Annotated in this window: 20 protein-coding genes and 1 tRNA gene; 15 read left to right on the top strand and 6 right to left on the bottom strand. The window is 63.8% G+C overall.

Features of this window, described 5'->3' with window-relative positions:
* Positions 1–24: 24 nt before the first annotated feature.
* On the bottom strand, positions 25–198 hold the full coding sequence (locus QDT69_RS07340) for a hypothetical protein (RefSeq protein ID WP_157863264.1): 174 nt from the start codon (positions 196–198) through the stop codon (positions 25–27).
* 168 nt (positions 199–366) lie between these two features.
* Here QDT69_RS07340 and QDT69_RS07335 point away from each other — a divergent pair, with 168 nt between their 5' ends.
* The 3 genes from QDT69_RS07335 to QDT69_RS07325 all read left to right on the top strand — a co-directional run bounded on the left by QDT69_RS07335 (position 367) and on the right by QDT69_RS07325 (position 2,044).
* Positions 367–714: a GrlR family regulatory protein gene (locus QDT69_RS07335; RefSeq protein WP_279705937.1), complete on the top strand. Its 348-nt coding sequence runs from the start codon at positions 367–369 to the stop codon at positions 712–714.
* Between the two features lie 566 nt (positions 715–1,280).
* Positions 1,281–1,466: a hypothetical protein gene (locus tag QDT69_RS07330; protein ID WP_050420329.1), complete on the top strand. Its 186-nt coding sequence runs from the start codon at positions 1,281–1,283 to the stop codon at positions 1,464–1,466.
* Positions 1,467–1,771: 305 nt separating this feature from the next.
* Positions 1,772–2,044, top strand: coding sequence for a hypothetical protein (locus QDT69_RS07325; RefSeq protein WP_279705936.1), 273 nt, complete (start codon positions 1,772–1,774; stop codon positions 2,042–2,044).
* A gap of 86 nt (positions 2,045–2,130) precedes the next feature.
* Here QDT69_RS07325 and QDT69_RS07320 read toward each other — a convergent pair whose 3' ends face one another.
* A complete protein-coding gene (locus tag QDT69_RS07320) occupies positions 2,131–2,292 on the bottom strand; it encodes a hypothetical protein (RefSeq protein ID WP_279705935.1) in 162 nt (53 codons plus the stop codon).
* A 283-nt stretch (positions 2,293–2,575) separates the two neighbouring features.
* Between QDT69_RS07320 and QDT69_RS07315 the strand changes: the two genes are divergently transcribed.
* The 6 genes from QDT69_RS07315 (at position 2,576) to QDT69_RS07290 (ending at position 8,980) form a co-directional block, all read left to right on the top strand.
* A complete protein-coding gene (locus tag QDT69_RS07315; protein ID WP_279706189.1) occupies positions 2,576–3,292 on the top strand; it encodes a Sir2 family NAD-dependent protein deacetylase in 717 nt (238 codons plus the stop codon).
* A gap of 199 nt (positions 3,293–3,491) precedes the next feature.
* On the top strand, positions 3,492–4,154 hold the full coding sequence (locus QDT69_RS07310) for a cold-shock protein (protein WP_279705934.1): 663 nt from the start codon (positions 3,492–3,494) through the stop codon (positions 4,152–4,154).
* A 176-nt stretch (positions 4,155–4,330) separates the two neighbouring features.
* A complete protein-coding gene (locus QDT69_RS07305) occupies positions 4,331–4,810 on the top strand; it encodes a DUF192 domain-containing protein (RefSeq protein ID WP_279705933.1) in 480 nt (159 codons plus the stop codon).
* A 115-nt stretch (positions 4,811–4,925) separates the two neighbouring features.
* Positions 4,926–5,002, top strand: a tRNA-Pro gene (locus QDT69_RS07300).
* Between the two features lie 340 nt (positions 5,003–5,342).
* Positions 5,343–6,119: a cyclase family protein gene (locus QDT69_RS07295; RefSeq protein ID WP_279705932.1), complete on the top strand. Its 777-nt coding sequence runs from the start codon at positions 5,343–5,345 to the stop codon at positions 6,117–6,119.
* A 1,040-nt stretch (positions 6,120–7,159) separates the two neighbouring features.
* Positions 7,160–8,980 (top strand): carbamoyltransferase C-terminal domain-containing protein, encoded by a 1,821-nt coding sequence (locus tag QDT69_RS07290; RefSeq protein ID WP_279705931.1) that lies wholly within the window; start codon positions 7,160–7,162, stop codon positions 8,978–8,980.
* 60 nt (positions 8,981–9,040) lie between these two features.
* Here QDT69_RS07290 and QDT69_RS07285 read toward each other — a convergent pair whose 3' ends face one another.
* Entirely contained in the window at positions 9,041–10,204 is a 1,164-nt protein-coding gene (locus QDT69_RS07285; RefSeq protein WP_279705930.1) for an OpgC domain-containing protein, read from the bottom strand.
* A gap of 258 nt (positions 10,205–10,462) precedes the next feature.
* Between QDT69_RS07285 and QDT69_RS07280 the strand changes: the two genes are divergently transcribed.
* Entirely contained in the window at positions 10,463–10,768 is a 306-nt protein-coding gene (locus QDT69_RS07280) for an ETC complex I subunit (protein WP_074126096.1), read from the top strand.
* Between the two features lie 52 nt (positions 10,769–10,820).
* Here the strand turns inward: QDT69_RS07280 and QDT69_RS07275 are convergent, their stop codons facing one another.
* Positions 10,821–11,324 carry an Lrp/AsnC family transcriptional regulator gene (locus tag QDT69_RS07275; RefSeq protein WP_279705929.1) on the bottom strand — a complete coding sequence of 168 codons (504 nt, stop codon included), beginning with the start codon at positions 11,322–11,324 and terminating at the stop codon, positions 10,821–10,823.
* Positions 11,321–11,974: a TetR/AcrR family transcriptional regulator gene (locus QDT69_RS07270; protein ID WP_279705928.1), complete on the bottom strand. Its 654-nt coding sequence runs from the start codon at positions 11,972–11,974 to the stop codon at positions 11,321–11,323. Before QDT69_RS07270 ends, QDT69_RS07275 begins: the two co-directional genes overlap by 4 nt.
* A gap of 192 nt (positions 11,975–12,166) precedes the next feature.
* Here QDT69_RS07270 and QDT69_RS07265 point away from each other — a divergent pair, with 192 nt between their 5' ends.
* The 4 genes from QDT69_RS07265 (at position 12,167) to QDT69_RS07250 (ending at position 17,952) form a co-directional block, all read left to right on the top strand.
* Positions 12,167–13,339, top strand: coding sequence for an isovaleryl-CoA dehydrogenase (locus tag QDT69_RS07265; protein ID WP_050420342.1), 1,173 nt, complete (start codon positions 12,167–12,169; stop codon positions 13,337–13,339).
* A gap of 85 nt (positions 13,340–13,424) precedes the next feature.
* A complete protein-coding gene (locus QDT69_RS07260; RefSeq protein ID WP_279705927.1) occupies positions 13,425–15,029 on the top strand; it encodes a carboxyl transferase domain-containing protein in 1,605 nt (534 codons plus the stop codon).
* A gap of 2 nt (positions 15,030–15,031) precedes the next feature.
* Positions 15,032–17,041: an acetyl/propionyl/methylcrotonyl-CoA carboxylase subunit alpha gene (locus QDT69_RS07255; protein WP_279705926.1), complete on the top strand. Its 2,010-nt coding sequence runs from the start codon at positions 15,032–15,034 to the stop codon at positions 17,039–17,041.
* Complete coding sequence (locus QDT69_RS07250; RefSeq protein ID WP_279705925.1) at positions 17,038–17,952, top strand: hydroxymethylglutaryl-CoA lyase; 915 nt, start codon at positions 17,038–17,040, stop codon at positions 17,950–17,952. The genes QDT69_RS07255 and QDT69_RS07250 overlap by 4 nt, the downstream gene beginning before the upstream one ends.
* A 256-nt stretch (positions 17,953–18,208) precedes the next feature.
* Here QDT69_RS07250 and QDT69_RS07245 read toward each other — a convergent pair whose 3' ends face one another.
* Positions 18,209–18,391, bottom strand: a complete 183-nt coding sequence (locus tag QDT69_RS07245; protein WP_279705924.1) for a hypothetical protein — start codon at positions 18,389–18,391, stop codon at positions 18,209–18,211.
* Between the two features lie 277 nt (positions 18,392–18,668).
* Between QDT69_RS07245 and QDT69_RS07240 the strand changes: the two genes are divergently transcribed.
* A complete protein-coding gene (locus QDT69_RS07240) occupies positions 18,669–20,294 on the top strand; it encodes a diguanylate cyclase (protein WP_279705923.1) in 1,626 nt (541 codons plus the stop codon).
* The last annotated feature ends 246 nt before the right edge of the window (positions 20,295–20,540 follow it).

The raw sequence follows: 20,540 nt of genomic DNA, 5'->3' as shown, positions 1-20,540 counted from the left end.
GCCCGCATTCCGCTGGCGCTGCGTTCACACCTTGATGTCGAGCATGGTCTCGACGGCATCACGGTCGGCCTTGTTCTTGGCCGCGAAGACGTCAAGAACATCGGCGCTGATGATGCGCGGCTGCTCCTTCGCCGTCTGATCGACGACGAGTTGCACCCTGGCTTGCGTCACTTCGACAGGTACGGGGTAAATGAGCATGGCTCCCTCCCTCCGGCGGTCCGAACCTTGTCAGGGCTTTCTTAACGACTTGTTAGCGCCTGGACCGACGCTTTCGGCCCGAATCGGCGGCCGGGCGGTATCAGCGTGCTCGCGCGCCGCCCGGCTTGGCGTCATACTGCGGCCGTTCAGGACCGGACGGCGCGATCGATGCGGAACGGGCTCTATTCGATCCATATCCATATGACCGACGGCGTGCGCGGCCGCGACAGCGGCATCCTGATCCTGCGGGATGGTCTTCTGATCGGCGGCGGGCCGTATTTCTGGTCGATCGGGGCCTATACGGCCGGCGAGGGCACCTGGAAGGGGCACCTGAGGACCAACCAGCATTCCCCGTTTTCCGATCCGTTCGCTCGGCCGCTGTTCGCCGGGCAGGAGGTGACGAGCGGCTTCTCCGGCACCTTCAGCGGCGACCACGCCGAGGTGTTCGGGACCGTGCTGGTCGGAACCCGCAGCCTGAGCTTCCAGGCGACCCTGAAACGTCTGGCGGACGCCTGATCGGGCGAGGCTGTGGACGAGTGCGCGGCAAGCGCCGGAGTCTGTTGAGGAAACGGGCTTACGGCCCCTGTGAATTTGCTGCGGACAAGTGCGGGATATGTTGTGGATTCCGGATGGCCTTAGTTTGGAAATTTGCGGTTCGCTGCCGTAGCCTAGGCAAGGGAGAGAGCGCGTGAATACGGCGGAGCGAGTGATTCACTTCCTGCGCAAGCGGGCCGGGCACTACTTTTGCGATGATTGCATTGTTCAGGAGCTGCGGCTTTCTAATCCCGTCACAAGGCTTACCGATCAACTCGGGGAGGGGGCGAACTTGCAAGGGGTTCGCAATCGGCGCGAGGTGGCAATCTGTAGCCGATGCTCCGAATACAAGCTCTCGACCATGTTTTGGTCCGAGAACCTCCCCAAAATTCCAAACTGAGACGGCAACTTACTCCGCGGCGGCCGGCGATCAGGAGATCGGCGTCCGTGCCGTGCCCCGCCACCACTAACCCTACCGGGTTAGGTTAAGAGTGGCATTGCATTGCCACCACCTGCGATTGCGCTAGGGATGGTTGCAGGTGACAGCCATGATGCCGTCGTTCCATAGCGCTGACAGACCGACCCACCGGCGTGTGATGGTGGTGGGCTTGCTGTTCTGTTCCGCCTTTGTGGTGATCAGCTTCTGGCTTCGGCCGCAGCCGGAGAGCGGCAAGGTGCTCGTGAAGGCGGACCGGCTGGTCCGCACGGCGGGAGAGGCGCGCAAGGCAAACTGAGGCGCAGCACACGGCGGGGCGACGCCGGCGCTCAGTCCGGCAGCTTCCTGTTCGGATGCTTGTGATACATCGCGATGCCGATAAAGCCGGCAAAGCCCAACACGTTCAGCAGCAGTTCCATCCACGCCGGCATCGATGCCAACCTCGCTCACATCACAGCTAATCACTGAGGTTGTGTTTTTGTTCCGGCGCTAACCGATGGTAGCTTTGCGCTATCGCATGGCTGGGGAACCGGAACAGGTGTTTTGCTGCAACCATCCCAATCCGCCCGCGTTGGTGCACATAACAACGTGAGGAGGTTGCCCATGAAAAAGACATTGGCAGTTTTGGCGACGGTTGCGACGGTTGGCGCGACGATGGTCAGCGCGCCGGCGCAGGCGCGTCATATCGGACCTGGCCTGGCATTCGGTCTGGCTGCCGGCGCGCTCGCAGCTGGCGCAGCCGGTGCGTATTACGGCCCACGCTATTACGGGCCCGACTACGGTTACTATGGCCCGCGCTACGGCTACTACGACGACGGTTACGCCTACTATCGCGGTCCGTACTATCGGCACCACTACTATCGCCACTATTGGTAACGGCGACGAGCCCGGAGCACACCGCTCCGGGCTTTCTCATCTGTGCGTCATGATGCGATAGCGCGGGAATGTGCGCGTGAACGACATCAGGCACTCTTGCGTTGAAATCCGCTCCAGACATTGCCGAGCGTGTTGTCGTAATATTCCTGGCGATCACGCTCGAATTTCTGCTGCGTCGCCCTGAAGCTGGCGATGCGCGCGACGATCTCCTCGCGCTCGCGCGCGACGCGCTCTTCCAGATCCGTCATTGCCCATCCTCGTTATGGTGGTCCTATCCCGCGCGCATTGGCATCGGTGAATTGGGCGTCAATGCGGAGCAGGCCGTGCAGGAATGTGATGATGCTGGGGCGGCAGCGACCGGGCCGAAGCGGCTCGCAGCCGGCCGCCCGCATCGCCCTCGATCTCGCAATCGGTCGGGCCGTGCTATAGTCGCGGTGGCCAACCGGAAAAATTCCAGTGATTGCAAAAAGCTCGATTGCAAAAGACTCGATTGCAAAGGATCTGCGCAGCGGCGTCGAGCGGCTCGGCAACATGATTGCCGAGGCATCGTCGATCGTGCCCTTCACCGGGGCGGGCATCTCCACCGAGTGCGGCATTCCCGACTTCCGCTCGCCCGGCGGGCTGTGGACCCGCAACCGGCCGATCCCGTTCGACGAGTTCGTCGCCAGTCAGGAGGCGCGCGACGAGTCATGGCGGCGCCGCTTCGCGATGGAACCGACATTCGCGGCTGCCAAGCCGGGCCGCGGGCATCGCGCGCTCGCGTCGCTGTACCGGGCAGGCAAGGTTCCCGGCGTCATCACCCAGAACATCGACAATCTGCATCAGGCGTCGGGCTTCAAGGCCGATGACGTCATCGAGCTGCACGGCAACACCACCTACGCCCGCTGCATCGGTTGCAGCAAGGCCTACGACCTCGCGTGGGTGAAGCTGCACTTCGACAGGACCGGTGGTGCGCCCGACTGCGCCGAGTGCGGTGATCCGGTGAAGACCGCGACGATCTCGTTCGGGCAGTCGATGCCCGAGGATGCGATGCGCCGCGCGACGGAACTCGCAAGGCATTGCGACCTGCTGCTGGCGATCGGCTCTTCGCTGGTGGTGTGGCCCGCCGCGGGCTTTCCGATGATGGCCAAGGAGAGCGGTGCGCGGCTCGTGATCATCAACAACGAGCCGACCGATCAGGACGACATCGCCGATCTGGTGATCCGTCACGACATCGGCGACACGCTTGGTCCTTTCGTAGGCAACTGACGCCCGATTGATTCGCGGCTGTGCAAGCCTGTTCATAGTTCCCGCAAGAATCGTTTTTTAGCTATGCCCGGGAAGCGGGAGTGTTATCTTTTGGTTGAGAGATTCGCGCAGCGTCCAAATGAGTTGGTCATGGAAAGCAGCGTGTACAGGGTGCGCCGCAACGTCGGCGCTCTGCATTTGATGTGTGGGGTCCGGGGTCATGGGGTCGGACGGATTTGAGTCCAAGAAGCTCGGCGGACCGCCGATAGGCGGAGTTGGGCAAAGCCGGATTGGACAAGGCGAGTACGGCAGCGCGCCGCGCGATCCAGCGATGGATGCCTTCTCCGGTCTCGGCGACGCCGCGGCCAACCTCGTCGAAGTCTCCGGCGTCATCAAATGGTTCGACGCCTCCAAGGGATACGGCTTCATCGTCCCCGACAATGGCTGGCCCGACATCCTGCTGCATGTGACGGTGCTGCGGCGCGACGGCTATCAGACCGCCTATGAAGGTGCGCGCCTCGTCGTCGAGTGCGTGCAGCGAGCGAAGGGTTATCAGGCCTTCCGCATCGTATCGATGGACGAGTCGACCGCGATCCATCCGGCGCAGATGCTGCCGCCGCGAACCCATGTCACGGTGACCGCGACCAGCGGGCTCGAGCGTGCACAGGTCAAGTGGTTCAACCGGCTGCGCGGTTTCGGCTTCGTGACCTGCGGCGAGGGCACGCCGGACATCTTCGTGCACATGGAGACGCTGCGCCGCTTCGGCATGACCGAGCTGCGCCCCGGCCAGTATGTGCTCGTGCGGTTCGGGCCCGGCTCCAAGGGTATGATGGCCGCCGAGATCCACCCGGAGACCGGTCCGTCGGCGCTGTCGTCGCACTAAGCATGATCCGGAAAAGTGCGAAGCGGTTTTCCGAATAGATCATGCTCAAACAAGACCCTCCGGTCATCCGCCCTGACGGAAACGTGAGCCGTCGGCGAGCCTCCAGGGCTCTGGCATTTGCCGCAATCATCGGGTTAGGGTCCGCCGGAAAATCTTCCCCGGTGTGAGTATTGTCGATGAATTTCGATCGCATGGTTGGGCGGCTTCGCCCGTGGCTGGTGGCCTCCCTCGTCATGATGTTCGGCGCGTTGCTGGCCCCGGCCGCGCAGGCAGCCAGCGTCCAGCCGCTCGAGATCGTCACCAAATCAGGCGTGCACGTCTTCTCCGTCGAAATGGCGACCACCGAGCAGGAGAAGGAGACCGGCCTGATGTACCGGAAGGAGCTCGCGGACGGCAAAGGCATGCTGTTCGACTTCACGCCGGAACAGGAAGTGTCGATGTGGATGAAGAACACCTACATCTCGCTCGACATGATCTTCATCCGCGCCGACGGGCGCATCCTGCGGATCGCCGAAAACACCGAACCGATGTCGACCAAGATCATTCCGTCGCGGGGGCTCGCCAAGGGCGTCCTCGAGGTGATTGCCGGGACTGCGCAGAAATACGGCATCCAGCCCGGCGACCGGGTCGGCCATCCGCTGTTCGGCGCTCACTAGGTTTTTTACACGATTTCCGGACGGAAACCGCCGCCGATTTCGCGGCCGGAAGCCCCGCACCGGTGCCTTGCTGGCGCTGGCTGAAGCGTGTATCCACGGGGCTTCTCGGAAATGTCGGGGTATAGCGCAGCCTGGTAGCGCGGCAGTTTTGGGTACTGCAGGTCGTTGGTTCGAATCCAGCTGCCCCGACCATCCCATCGCAAAGCTTGATCGAAAGAACTGACCGGGCCGGCCGTGGCCTGGCCGCGCGGGACTGCGTGCGAACAAAATTCGATCGAGATCGTCTTGCCTGATGCAACAACGCCGCCCGGACGGAATATCTTCGTCCAGACGGCGCCGTCGAATACTGGGCCCTGAAATCCCCAGTGCCCATGGGTCGCCCCGGCGGGAAATAGGTTCAACGTTGCGCCGCCTTGCCGCAGTCCAACCCTGAGATCGCCAGCCGCGATCCCGAGCGGATGTGGCTTGCCGATCACGCGCGCGGGCTGGCAGGGTAGTCCAGCCTGACAAGACCAATCCGCGAGGAGGCACCATGGCGCGCAGACTGATCGATATCTCCGTTCCCCTGCAGAACGACGTTCCGGCCGATCCGCCCGGCAACCACCCGACCATCCAGTACATCGACCATCAGCAGGGGCTGCCGCGCATGCTGCAATTCTTCGATGGGTTGAAGGCTGCGGATCTGCCTGACGGGCAGGGCTGGGCCGTCGAGCAGGTCTCACTCTCGACGCATAACGGCACGCATCTCGATGCGCCCTGGCATTTCCATCCGACCATGAACCGCGGCGAGCGATCGTGGACTATCGACGAGGTGCCGCTGGAATGGTGCTTCCAGCCGGGCGTGAAGCTCGACTTCCGGCATCTGCCTGACGGCTACGTTGCAACCGCCGGCGATGTCGAAGCCGAACTGAAGCGTATCGGGCATACGCTGTCGCCGCTCGAGATCGTCGTCGTCAACACCAGCGCCGGTGCGAAATACGGCCAGCCCGACTACGTCAATTCGGGCTGCGGCATGGGCTATGAGGCGACGATGTATCTGCTCGAGCGCGGCGTACGGCTGACCGGCATCGACGGCTGGAGCTGGGACGCGCCGTTCGTCTTCACCGCGAGGAGATATGCCGAGACCAAGAACGCCAGCCTGATCTGGGAAGGCCACAAGGCCGGGCGGCACATCGGCTATTGCCACATCGAGAAACTGCACAATCTCGAGCTGCTGCCGTCGACCGGATTCATGGTGTCGTGCTTCCCGGTGAAGATCGAGCGCGCGTCGGCGGGGTGGACGAGGGCGGTCGCCATCCTCGACGGTTAGCGCATGGCTGAGGCGGTTTTCGGCCGGCGAGGGAACCGGTGGACAGGCTGTTCATTACTGCAGGTTGTTGCGGCACGGCTACAGCCTGAGGGGGCCGAATCTGCTCTGATGCACGTAGTAGATGCATTGGGTGATCGGGTCGCCGGCTCCTCCTCGCGTCCCGATTTCCGAAGCGTTCTCTCCCGTGACTAGAGCCCCGGCGTCTCCCGGGGCTCTTTCTTGCGCGCCATAGATTGTTGCGCGTGTCCGGCGAGCCAAGTCTCAAAAGATAAGTCCCAAAAGATAAGTCCCAAAAAGGATACCGCCCCAAAGAAAATCAGGTGCGCCGAAATCGACGCACCTGATTTATGTCTTCAATATCGCTTGTGTCGGCCGGGTGGTTGTTACCACCGGCAAACGCGAACACCACGCGGGGTCCACCAGCAACGAGGACCAACATAACCGCCGTAGTAGCCATAGCCATAGCCTCGGCCATAGCCCCAACCGCGGCCGCGGCCCCAGCCGCCGCGATAGCCCCAGCCGCGTCCGCGCCATTGCGCTTGCGCTGACGACGTGGTGGCGCCGACCAGGATGGCAGAGGTGCTTGCGACATAGACGAACAACAAAGCGACTGCTGCTAAGCAACGAGTCAGGATATTGTAGCGTTTAGTCATTCTGAAGATCTCCAGTCACTTCCAAACATCTGAACTGATGCTGGCTGTCTCGCTTAGACGCGCGAGACCGGCATCCGGTTCGAGCATGCTAAGACAGTATTTTCACTAAGGTTCTTGCGAGCTTTAACGACTCTATTGAGACCAAAAGGTAAGGTCAAGTTACACTCCCGCCTGCAAAGGACGACGTGGTTGCTGCGCTCATCTTGTCGTTCATCCGCCGTTCATTCTGTTCATCTTGCATTGCATCGACTTTGCATCGACTTGGCGCCGATTTGATTTGTGCGTCGCAGAAGCAGAGATTTGCGATGTGCGGAAAGTGCCGTCGCGAACTTGAAGTCGACACGATCATGTTCTCTGAGCGTTGAGAATCCTCCCTGAAGAGTGCCCATGCCGAAACAACACACCTACGTCCTTGGTCTCAACGTCTACGACCATGATGTGAGCGCCTGCCTGCTGCGTGACGGTGCGATCGCCTACGCGATCTCCAAGGAGCGCATCACCCGCGAGAAGCACGCCTCCGGCTTCTACAAGGAAGTCATCGACTACTGCGTGTCCGCCGAGGGCATCACGCTCGACGACGTCGATCTCGTGGTGCGCAACAGCTACATCCTGCCGGTGCCCGAGATGGAGGAGCGCATGCTCCACCAGGACATGCCGGGCTTCCTGCCGATCGCCGAACGCAACGAGGCAATCAAGCATCCGCTGTTTCGTTCCAAATCCGACAAGGTGGTGTCGATCTCGCATCACCTCGCGCATGCCTACAGCGCGTTCGCGGTGTCGCCGTTCAAGGATGGCGTCGTGATGATCGTCGACGGCGTCGGCAACTACCAGGCCGACGCGATGGAGTCCTATCCGCAGGATGGGGCCTCGCCGCTCGCCCGCGAGTCCGAGAGCTATTACAGGTTCGACGACACCAGGCTCGAATGCCTGAAGAAAGTCTTCATGGAGCCGGCGCGCGGTCTGTTGTCGGACGAATTCTACAACATGCCGGGTCTCGGCGCGCTGTACAGCCGGGTCTCGACCTATGTGTTCGGCGACTGGAACAAGTGCGGCGAGCTGATGGGGCTTGCGCCCTATGGCCGGCGCGAGCAGGTCGGCCATCTGCTCGAGATGAAGGACGGCAAATTGCACGTGCCGTTCTGGGGCGCCGAGAACCAGCAGCCCTTCGTGCTCGACAGCGGCAGCTGGGACAAGAGCCCGACGATGCGGCACTGGGAGGACATCGCCTGGCGGGTGCAGGACGACACCGAGAACGTGCTGCTGGAGCGGGCGCGCTGGCTGCGCGAGAGCACCGGTGCGAAGAACCTCTGCATCGCCGGCGGCGTCGCGCTGAATTGCGTGGCCAACGGGCGGATCGCGCGCGAGGCCGGCTTCGAGAACATCTGGATCCAGCCCGCCGCCGGTGACGACGGCATCGCCATCGGCTGCGCCTATTACGGCTGGCTGGAAATTTTGAAACAGCGCCGCTCGTTCGTGATGGACCACGCCTATGTCGGCCGGCGCTACAGCGACGCCGAAGTGGCGGCCGCGCTGCAAAGCTTCCTGGTGCGCATCCAGATCGATGCGAAGCGCAGCGACAACATCTGCCGCGACACCGCCAGGCTGCTTGCCGACGAGCGCGTGATCGGCTGGTTTCAGGGACCGTCCGAATTCGGGCCGCGCGCGCTCGGCAACCGCAGCCTGATCGCCGATCCGCGCAAGGCCGAGATGAAGGACATCCTCAATAGCCGCGTCAAGCACCGCCAGGCGTTCCGCCCGTTCGCGCCGATCGTGCTGGCCGAGCGCATGAAGGAGATCTTCGAGGGCGAGGAGGACTCGCCCTACATGCTGATCGCAAAGCCGGTGCGGCCGGTATGGCGCGACAAGATCCCGGCGATCGTGCATGTCGACGGCTCGGCGCGGGTGCAGAGCGTGCGGGAGGAGACCAACCCGATGCTCTATCGCCTGCTGAAGGAGTTCGAGGCGCTGACCGGCGTGCCGGTGCTGATCAACACCTCGTTCAACGTCAAGGGCGAGCCGATCATCGAGACGCCGCAGGATGCGGTGAGCTGCTTCCTCACCACCGGCATCGACAACCTCGTGATGCACGACACGCTGGTATCAAAGACCGCCATGCACAAGGTCGTTGCACCCGTGATGACGACGTTCGGCGACGTCGCCACCATCGTCTCCTCGACGACGCAGGACCCCAGCCGCGGCGGAAGCTAGAGCATGGCCCGGAAAACTGCGAAGCGGTTTTCCGACAAGGCCATGCTCACATAACAAGGGTTATGCCGCTTTCGCCGGTGCCGCGGGTTTCTGCGCCGGCGGCTTGACCGGCTTGTCCTGCCGCTTCGACCACGAGATGTAATAGGCCACGATCGTCATGATCGCGATGCCGGAGATGCTGACGAAGATCTGCGCGAACAGCGAGCCCGAGCTCATCGAGAGCTCGAAATGTCCGACAAAGGACAGGAACACGCCGACGCAGAACACCGCGAGCGACTGCTGGCCACAGACGATCAGGGGATCGAACACCTTCCACTCCAGCGCCGACCAGTCCTTCGGGACGAAGCGGATCACCAGCACCGTGATCACCACGAAGTGCAGGAAGCGGTAGGGCGCAAGGTTGGTCTTGTCGTTCGGGTTGAAGGCCGAATACAGCCAGTCCGGGAACATCGCGCCGAAGTCCGGGAAGCGGCCGGCCATCGTCATGATCAGCCCGAAGATCAGATAGGCGACGCAGAACCACAGCGTGTAGCGCGAGTTGATGATGTGCATGTTGGCGCGTGCGCCGCCCATCGCGCACCACGAGCCGAACACGAAGAGCACCTGCCATGCGAACGGATTGAAGTACCAGGTGCCGGCCGGGTAGGCGGGCAGGTTCCAGCCGAAATGGCGCGAGACCAGCCACAGCGCGACCGAGGCCAGCATGGTCCAGTTCGGCTGCCGCAGCATGAACCACAGCACCGGCGGAAACAGGCCCATCAGCACGATGTAGAGCGGCAGCACGTCGAGATTGACCGGCTTGAACTTCAGGAACAGGCCCTGGCGCAGCGTCTCGGTGGCGTTGTCGACGAGGCCGGCGACGTTGAACTCGTTGATGATCTCGGAATCGCCGAAGCGCAGCGCCAGATAGCTGATCGAGGCGATGTAGATCACGAACAGGATGATGTGGGCGACGTAGAGCTGCCAGACCCGCTTGGTCAGCCTCGTGGCGCCGACGATGAAGCCGCGCTCCAGCATCATGCGGGCATAGACGAAGGACGCAGTGTAGCCGGAGATGAAGACGAACAGGTCCGCGGCGTCGCTGAAGCCGTAATTGCGCGTCGTGATCCAGTTCACGATGTTGTCGGGGATGTGATCGAGGTAGATCGCCCAGTTCGCGATCCCGCGGAACAGGTCGAGCCTGAGGTCACGTCCTTTTTCGGGCAAATGAGCGTGGATTTCCATGGGGCGCCGCTTCCTCGAGGTGATGCTGTCGAGAAGACCGCACTATGACAATCTGGCCCCGCGGGCCCGGAGGAGAGCCTCCGGAGCGCGCCCCGGGCCAGATTGTCACAGCGCGGCAGAATGACTATACCGGTCCGGCAAAGGCGACCTCCGAGATCGAGGAATCACCGATCAGTTCGTTGAACGGTGTCTCTATACTATCCCGACGGTTTCCTTCAAATCGCTTCCATGTTGCACATCCCACGGGGCCGACCATCCATGACCGCACGCATTTTTAAGCCCGCCAAAAACGCGATGCAATCGGGACGTGCCAAGACCAAGGCGTGGCAGCTGGATTACGAGCCGGAGCAGCCGCGCACCGTGGAGCCCTTGATGGGCTGGACCTCGTCGACCGACATGAAGCAGCAGCTCACGCTGCACTTCGATACCAAGGAGGAGGCGGTGGCCTATTGCGAGCGCAAGGGCATCGCCTACCAGGTGATCGAGCCGAAGGATTCGGCGCACCGCCAGATCGCCTATGCGGACAATTTTGCGTTCCGCCGCTGGGAGCCGTGGACCCACTAGTCGGGTCCCACCGACCGAACCCCTGGTTCGACCAACCCGGGCCGGCGGTAGATCAGCCCGCAGGGCTTTCCGCGGCGAGGGCTCCCGGGATCGGCAGCGGCGCGTCCTTGGAGACGCCGAGCACCGGAAAGCTTCGAATTTTACGCACGTTCGGCAGGCCGGCGAACTGCAGCAGCTGCTGACGCATGTCGTCGACACTGGGCGCGACGCATCTCAGCATGAAATCGGCATCGCCCGAGATCCGCCAGCATTGCAGGAAGCGCGGCACGGCCGCCACCGCGGCCTCGAACGCCTCGATCGCAACCAGGTTCTGGCTGTCGAGCTGGATCAGCACGAAGGTCGTCACCTCATAGCCGAGCAGCCGTTCGTCGAGCGTGGCGCGGATCGCCTGCACCACGCCGCGGCTGCGCAGGGCGCGGACCCTGCGCAAACAGGGCGGGGCCGTGATGCCGACCCGCTCGGCGAGCTCGTTGATCCTGATCCGGCCGTCGCGTTGCAGCTCGGACAGGATCCGCAGATCGATGTCATCGAGCTGCGGGCGCTCTGTCGCGGTCACAAGCCTGCCACCGCGGTCCGCGGGCCCTTGCTGCCGTGGCTCGCCCGGCCGGTCGCGGCCTGCGGCGCAACGCCCGACAGCACCAGCTTCTCGTGCGCTGCGATGATGGCGTCGCGGGTCAGGCGGCCGCCGGGGCGGTACCAGGTGCACAGCCCGGTCAGCAGCGCCAGGATCGCGAAAGTCGCGACCTGGATGTCGACGACCTCGAACACGCCCTCCGACAGCCCGTCGGTGAGGATCTGCGCCAGCCGCTGCTCATAGGCGCCGCGCAGCGCCACCACGGCGTCGTAGTTCTTGGCATCGAGGCTGCGCAGCTCGGAATTGGCGATGAAGACCTCGCGCTTGCGGGTCATGTGATAGGTGACATGAAAGGCCACGAAGGCGCGCAGCCTTTCGACCGGATCGGCCTTGCCCTCCAGCGCCAGATCAAGCTCGCGCAGCAAATCGTTGATATGGTCCTGCACCAGATCGAACAGCAGGTCCTGCTTGGTTGAGATATGATTGTAGAGTGAGCCGGCCTGGATGCCGACCTCGGCGGCAAGCTGGCGCAGGCTCATCGCCTCGTAGCCGTGCTCGAAGATCAGGCGTACGCCGGCCTTGCGGATCGCCTCCAGCGTCGTGGGGCCATGTGAGCCGATCGTGCGTGCCATCGGGGCCTCGGAGGGATGTTGGCTTGTCAGGGAGTGCCGGAAACAAGCGAACGACCGTATGTTTATCGCATGAAACCCCAGTGAATTCAATGAACTGCGGATTTCATGAAGCAACCTTAGCACAGTCGCTTGCGAAGCCAAGAAAAAAACGTATGATCGTTTAATTGCAGAATGAATCTCACGGGAGGGATCATGGCCTCGAACCAGGCGGCAATCTTCAATTTCGACCTTGGCGAGACCGCGGACGCGATCCGCGAGACGGTGCATGATTTCTCGACCAACGAGATCGCGCCGCGCGCCGCCGAGATCGATCGCTCCAACAGCTTTCCGCGCGACCTCTGGCCGAAGATCGGCGCGCTCGGCCTGCACGGCATCACGGTCGAGGAGGAGTATGGCGGCTCGGGCCTCGGCTATCTCGAGCACTGCGTCGCGGTCGAAGAGATCTCGCGGGCGTCCGCCTCGGTCGGACTGGCCTACGGCGCGCATTCCAACCTCTGCGTCAACCAGATCCGCCGCAACGGCAACGAGGCGCAGAAGCGCAAATATCTGCCGAAGCTGATCTCCGGCGAGCATGTCGGCTCGCTGGCGATGTCCGAGCCCGGCGCCGGCTCGGATGTGGTCTCGATGAAGACGCGGGCTGACAAGAAGGGCGACCGCTACGTCCTCAACGGAAACAAGATGTGGATCACCAACGGTCCGCACGCCGAGACGCTCGTGGTCTATGCCAAGACCGACGCCAATGCCGGGCCACGCGGCATGACCGCCTTCATCATCGAGAAGGGCATGAAGGGATTTTCCACCGCGCAGAAGCTCGACAAGCTCGGTATGCGCGGCTCCGACACTTGCGAGCTGGTGTTCGAGGATTGCGAAGTGCCGGAGGAGAACGTGCTCTCCGAGGTCGGCCGCGGCGTCAACGTCCTGATGTCGGGCCTCGACTATGAGCGTGCGGTGCTGGCGGCGGGTCCGATCGGCATCATGCAGGCCTGCATGGACGTGGTGCTGCCCTATGTCCACGAGCGCAAGCAGTTCGGCGAGCCGATCGGGTCGTTCCAACTGGTGCAGGGCAAGATCGCCGACATGTACACCACGATGAACGCCTCGCGCGCTTACGTTTACGCCGTCGCGAAGGCATGCGACCGCGGCGAGACCACGCGCGAGGACGCCGCCGGCGCCATCCTCTATGCCGCCGAGAAGGCCACCCAATGCGCGCTGGATGCGATCCAGCTGCTCGGCGGCAACGGCTATATCAACGACTACCCGACCGGCCGCCTGCTGCGCGACGCCAAGCTCTACGAGATCGGCGCCGGCACCAGCGAGATCCGCCGCATGCTGATCGGCCGCGAACTGTTCGCCAAGACGGCCTAAGCCTCGCGCCGACCGTCGCGCCTCCGGCGCGGCGGTCCGCTTCCCCAAAATCCTGTCGGCTCCTCCAACGAAACGTGCAACACCGATGCCGCTTCATTCGACGATCGATCCCACATCTTCCGAATTCGCCCGCAACGCCGACGTGATGCGGGGCCTGGTCGCGGAGCTCCGCGACAAGCTCAAGCATGTCGCCGGCGGCGGCGGCGAGACCTCGCGCAAGCGCCACACCTCGCGCGGCAAGATGCTGGCGCGCGACCGCGTCGATCTCCTGGTCGATCCCGGCACTGCGTTCCTCGAGCTGTCGCCGCTCGCCGCCAATGGCCTGTACGGCGGCGACGTGCATTCGGCGAGCGTCATCACCGGCGTCGGGCGCATCTCCGGGCGCGAATGCATCATCGTCGCCAATGATGCCACCATCAAGGGCGGCACCTATTATCCGATGACGGTGAAGAAGCATCTGCGCGCCCAGGATATCGCGCGGCAGAACAATCTGCCCTGCGTCTACATGGTGGATTCCGGCGGCGCCTTCCTGCCGTTGCAGGACGAGATCTTTCCCGACGAGCGGCATTTCGGCCGCATTTTCTACAACCAGGCCCAGATGTCGTCGCAAGGCATCCCGCAGATCGCGATCGTGATGGGCTCCTGCACCGCCGGCGGCGCCTATGTGCCGGCGATGTCGGACGAGAGCATCATCGTGCGCAACCAGGGCACGATCTTCCTCGGCGGCCCGCCGCTGGTGAAGGCTGCGACCGGCGAGGTCGTCACCGCCGAAGAGCTCGGTGGCGCCGATGTGCATTCCCGGCAGTCGGGCGTGACCGATCACTACGCGCAGAACGACGCCCATGCGATCGGCATCGCGCGCCGCATCGTCGGCACGCTGAAGCAGCCGGCGAAGGCACCGCTCAACATGCGCCTGCCGCAGGAGCCGCTGTTTCCGGCCGAGGAGATCTACGGCGTGGTCTCCGCCGACGGCCGCAAGCCGTTCGACGTGCACGACATCGTCGCGCGGATCGTCGACGGCTCCGAGTTCGACGAGTTCAAGAAACTCTACGGCACTACACTGATTTGCGGCTTCGCCCACATCTGGGGCTATCCGGTCGGCATCATCGCCAACAACGGCATCCTGTTCAGCGAGAGCTCGCTGAAGGGCGCGCATTTCATCGAGCTGTGCTGCCAGCGCGGCATTCCCTTGGTGTTCCTGCAGAACATCACCGGCTTCATGGTCGGCAAGAAATACGAGGCGGGCGGCATCGCGCGTGACGGCGCCAAGCTGGTGACGGCGGTTGCGACCGCCGGTGTGCCGAAATTCACCGTCGTGATCGGCGGCTCCTACGGCGCCGGCAATTACGGCATGTGCGGCCGCGCCTACAGCCCGCGCTTCCTCTGGCTGTGGCCGAACGCCCGCATCTCCGTGATGGGTGGCGAGCAGGCCTCGATGGTGCTGAGCCAGGTGCGGCGCGACGGCATCGAGGCCAAGGGCGAGAGCTGGTCGGCGGAAGAGGAGGACAAGTTCCGCGAGCCGATCCGTGCGCAATACGAGAAGCAGGGCAATCCCTATTACGCGACCGCGCGGCTGTGGGACGATGGCGTGATCGATCCCGCCGACACGCGTTTGGTGCTCGGGCTCGGCCTGTCGGCCGCCGCCAACGCGCCGATCGAGCCTACCAAGTTTGGCCTGTTCAGGATGTGATCATGGACCGCTCAAAACTCTACCGGCGTTTCCGCACGCTTCTGATCGCCAACCGCGGCGAGATCGCCTGCCGCGTCATCCGCTCGGCGCGCGCCATGGGGCTGCGCACGGTCGCGGTTTATTCCGAGGCCGACCGCGACGCGATGCACGTCGCGCTCGCCGACGAGGCCGTGCTGCTCGGGCCTGCGCGGGCCCGCGACAGCTATCTCAACATCGAGCGGGTCATCGCCGCGGCGAAGGAGACTGGGGCGGAGGCGGTGCATCCCGGCTACGGCTTCCTGTCCGAGAATGCCGAGTTCGCGCAGGCCTGCCTCGACGCTGGTTTGGTGTTCGTTGGCCCGACCGCCGGGATGATGACGGCGATGGGCTCGAAGTCCGGTTCCAAGGCGCTGATGGAGAAGGCCGGTGTGCCGCTGGTGCCCGGCTATCATGGCGAGGCCCAGGACGAGACGATTTTGGCCGAGGCTGCCAACCGTATCGGCTTCCCGGTGCTGGTGAAAGCGTCGGCCGGCGGCGGCGGCCGCGGCATGCGCGTGGTTAATTCGGCGGCCGAGCTCGCGGCCGCGATCACCAGCGCCAAGCGCGAGGCCAAGGCGGCGTTCGGCGACGACCGGATGCTGATTGAGAAATACGTCCAGAACCCGCGCCACATCGAGGTGCAGATCATCGGCGACAGCCATGGCAATCTGCTCTCGCTGTGGGAGCGCGAATGCACGCTGCAACGGCGGCACCAGAAGGTGATCGAGGAGGCGCCGTCGCCGACCCTGAATGCCGCGCAGCGCGAGACGGTCTGCGAGGCCGCCCGCAAGGCGGCCGGTGCGGTGAACTATGTCGGCGCCGGCACCATCGAGTTCGTCTCCGACGGCAAGGACGTGTTCTTCATCGAGATGAATACGCGCCTGCAGGTCGAGCATCCCGTCACCGAGTTGATTACCGGCGTCGATCTCGTCGAATGGCAGCTGCGCGTCGCGTTCGGCGAAGCGTTGCCGCTGAAGCAGAATGAGATCAAGTTGGACGGGCATGCCATCGAGGCGCGCGTCTATGCGGAGAATCCGCAGAAGAACTTCATGCCTTCAGTGGGCCGCATCAAGACCTGGCGGACGCCGCCGGACGGCGACGGCTTGCGGATCGATGCCGGCTATCGCAGCGGCGATAACGTCTCGCCTTACTACGACGCGATGCTCGCCAAGGTGATCGCCTGGGCGCCGACGCGCGAAGGCGCGATCGAGAAGCTCAATCGCGGGCTGGAGCAGACCGACGTCCGCGGCATCGTCACCAACATCCCGTTCCTGTCGGCGCTGGTGACGCATCCGGCGACCCGCGCCAATGCGATCGATACCGGCTTCATCGAGCGCGAGCTGAAGAACCTGACGGCCGGCACCGGTGCGGCCGGCGAGTTCGAGCTCTGCGCGGCGGTGGCTGCGATCGTCAACGACGAGCAGATGGCGGCGGGGCGCGAGGCGAATTCACCCTGGCAGGCCTTCGGCTGGATGCCGGTCGGCCGCCGGCAGCGGGTGTTCTCGTTGCGACAGGGCCATGAGCCGCCGCAAACCATCACGCTGCACTATGGCAACGGCCCGTCGACGCTATCGGTCGGCGGTCGTGAGCTCGCCTTTGCGATCTCGTCGGCCGGCGAGGATGGCTTCGACCTGACGCTCAACGGCCTCAAGTCGCGCGTTGCATCTGTGATCGAGGGCCACGAGCTTTATCTGCGCACCCGCAACGGCCGCTTCGACCTGCACTGGGTCGATCCGTTCGGCGGCGAGAGCGAGGAGCAGGTTGGCGAGGACAAGATCGTCGCGCCGTTGCCGGGCACCGTGGTCGCGCTGCTGGCCGAGGAGGGCGCGACCTTGGAGAAGGGGGCGCCGATCCTGACGCTCGAGGTGATGAAGATGGAGCAGACCCTGCGCGCGCCGTATGCCGGTGTGCTGAAAAAGCTCAAATGCAAGGTCGGCGACATCGTCGGCGAGGGTGTCGAGCTTGCCGAAGTCGAGCCGCAGGCCGCGTCATGAGCGATCAGATCCGTATCGTCGAGATGGGGCCGCGCGACGGCCTGCAGAACGAGAAGACACCGGTCAGCGTCGAGGCGCGCATTGCCTTCGTCGAGGCGCTGGTGGCGGCAGGGCTCAACACCGTCGAAGTCGGCGCCTTCGTCTCGCCGAAGGCGATTCCGCAGATGGCGAGCTCCGACCAGGTGCTGCGCGGCGTCGGCCATATCAAGGACGCCGAATTCCACGTGCTGGTGCCGAACGAGAAGGGCTATGACGCCGCGCGTGCAGCCGGCGCCAAGGTGGTCTCGGTGTTCGCGGCGGCTTCGGAAGGTTTTTCGCGCGCCAACATCAATTGCTCGATCGCGGAGTCGATCGAGCGTTTCAAGCCGGTGCTGGCGCGCGCCAAGGCCGATGGCGTCAAGGTGCGCGGCTATATCTCCTGTGTGCTCGGCTGCCCGTTCGACGGCGAGATCAAGCCGAAGGCGGTTGCCGATCTCGCGATGACCCTGTGGGATCTCGGCTGCTACGAAATCTCGCTCGGCGACACTATCGGTGTCGGCACGCCGCTCAAGGCCAGGGAGATGCTGCGTGCGGTCGGCGCCGAGCTTCCGGTGGCTAATCTTGCGATGCATTTCCACGACACCTACGGCCAGGCGCTGGCCAACCTCTATGCCGGCATGGAAGAGGGCGTCCGCGTCATCGATGCCGCCGCCGGCGGCCTCGGCGGCTGCCCCTACGCGCCCGGCGCCACCGGCAATGTCGCGACCGAAGATGTCGTCTACATGCTCGAGGGCATGGGCGTGAAAACCGGCGTGGACATGGACAGGCTGCTGACCACGACGAACGAGGTCGCCGGCTTGCTCGGCCGCCCGCCGGTGAGCCGCGTCGCCTCGGCGCTGAACGCGAAGCGGAAGCGGCTCGGCGCGTCGTAAATTGTAGGGTGGGTATCGCTGCGAGCTATCCGCGAAGTGCTCGTTGTCTGCGGCGGTCGCGTTCGGAGGTATGCGCTGCGACGCGCAGATTCAAGGCGCACAAGTCGCGCCTCTGGCTTGCGTAGTCCGGGCTCCCGAAGCCGAATTCTCACCCCATATGGGTACCGTGCGGTAGCGCCTCGCGCTATCGCCGCCCTCCTTGAGGGCGTTTCCTCCCTAGACTTGGGCCGCTTGTTGTTTCGAGCGGCCCTTTTTCTTACGCCGCCGCTGCGTCGATGGTCGCGATCATGGTCCTCATGTCGGTCGCCAGCTCGCGATAACGCCCGCCCAGCCGCTGGTATAGTTCGCGGTTGCTCCCATCCAGCGTCCTGCTCGCGATCAGCTCGCATTCGTTGGCGAGGGTCTCAAAACGTTCCAGCTTCGCTTGGAGAGCAGACATGGCGGGCGTTTCCCTGACTGTTACTGAGGGAGTTGCGACGCTACTACTCCGACTGCGTCTAGCGCCACCAAAATTATAGGGTCGAACCAAATTCTTCCCGACAGCGACCTTGACCGATATCGCTGCGTGGGGCCGCCGAATGGAATTCGTTTTGCAGTGCAGCGCACGCAGTCCTCGTCGCCGGTTCCCGATTCAAAATCCCCTGAAAGCGTTCATGGCTTGGTGACTCAAAGGTGCTGACGTGAGGAGGCTCGCAATTGCTCCAGGTGGTTTTGCCATGTCCGGACAGGTGTCAGCTTCTCGCGGCCGAACTTTCCTGGCCGGGAAGATCGTCTTCAATTTCGGTCGGTCCGCGTTCGACTGCACGGTCCGGCAGCTCACCGATGCGGGCGCGACGGTGGAGCTCGAAGCCACGATCGGCATTCCCGACCACGTCCAGCTGCTGCTCGTCGGCACCAACCAGGTGAGGCCGTGCAAACGGCTGTGGCAGTCGGACCGGCAGCTCGGCCTTGCCTTTGAAGATCAGCGGGCAAGTGCGGCGACGCCCGCGCCCGCAGTCCCTGCCGCTCCCGCACCGGCCGCAATTCCCGAGCGGCGCAGTGGCGATATCCTGCGTGGGCACATGCTGGCGCTGAGGGCGGCGCTCGATCAGATCCCGGTCGGCATCCTGCTGCTGGACGCGGAGCTGAAAGCCCAGTTCATCAACCGCGCGTTCCGGACCATGTGGTCGCTTCCGGATCTGGTTGCCGACCGCAACCCCAGCTTCACCGATCTGATGCATCACGGCTGCAAGATCATGGCCTATGAGCTGCCGGCCGAGCAGCTCCAGGCCTATGTTGCCGAGCGCGTCCGTCTCGTGAGCGTCGGGGACGCAAACCCGATCGATCTCAGGCGCAGCAACGGCGATGTGGTTCGGTGTCAGTGCACGCCGCTGCCCGACGGCGGACGGATGGTGAGCTACACGCCCGTGACCGACATCGTGCGCGCGTCCGACAAGCTGAAGGTGCTGACCGGTGCGCTCGAGAATGTTGAGGACGGCGTCGTGCTGCTCGATCGCGATCTCAATGCGATCTTCCTCAACCGGAGAATGCGGGAATTCTGGGAGGTGAGCGAGGAGGAGGTCGCGCGGCATCCGGCCTACGTCACGCTTATCACGCGCAATCGCCGCGCGGTCCCGACCGGCGCGACGCCGGAGCAGATCAAAGCCTTTCCGGCGAAGCGGATCGCGGAGATCAAGGCGGGCGATCACAAGCGCGACGTGCAGACGCCGGACGGCCGCAGCATCAGGGTCCATTGCTCGAGCATGGCAAACGGCGGCCGGATGCTGACCTTTGTCGACGTCACCGATCTCGTGCGCAACGCGCAGCAGCTTGAGGTGCTCGCGACCACCGATCCGCTCACCGGCCTGTTCAACCGCAGGCACTTCCTGACGACGTTGGATGCAGAGTGGAGCCGGTTCCAGCGCTATTATCGTTCCGTATCCGTGCTGATGGTCGATATCGATCACTTCAAGAGCATCAACGACCGGTTCGGCCATGCGGTCGGCGATGAGGCAATCAAGGCCGTCGCCGAGATTTGCATTCGCGGCAAACGCAAGTCTGACGTTGTGGGCCGCGTCGGAGGCGAGGAGTTCGCCGTCCTGTTGCCGGAAACGACGTTGTCGCGCGCTCGCACCGTCGCCGAGCGTATTCGCAAGCGGGCGGAAGCGTTGACCTTGGGCGCGGATGATCGTCCGGTGCGGCTCACGGTGAGCATCGGCGTTGCCGAGGCCTTCACCAGCATGCCCGGGATCGACGCCCTGATGAGGGCCGCCGATGCGGCGCTGTACCAGGCCAAGGAGCGCGGCCGAAATCGTGTCGAGTGCTGGGCGCCTCCGGTGCCACCGAAGTTGGCGGCGGAGTAGGTTGCAGGGTGGATCGAGCGAAGCGCCACGCGTCCCACAGACCCGTCATTCCGGGGCTCGCGAAGCGAGAATCTGGAATCCATTCATCCATGGGGCGCCGCCCAATGGATTCCGGGCTCGCGCCAAGCGGCGCGCCCCGGAATGATGCAGGGAGAGGGCTGCGAAGCTGTTTTCCGTTCACATCCGTCGGATCACAACCAGAGCGAACTTAGTCCCAAGGCCTCTACTTTACGACCACCCGTCAGC

The sequence above is a fragment of the Bradyrhizobium sp. CER78 genome (assembly GCF_029846235.1).
Classification (GTDB): domain Bacteria; phylum Pseudomonadota; class Alphaproteobacteria; order Rhizobiales; family Xanthobacteraceae; genus Bradyrhizobium.
This window is presented reverse-complemented; position numbering and strand designations above follow the sequence as displayed.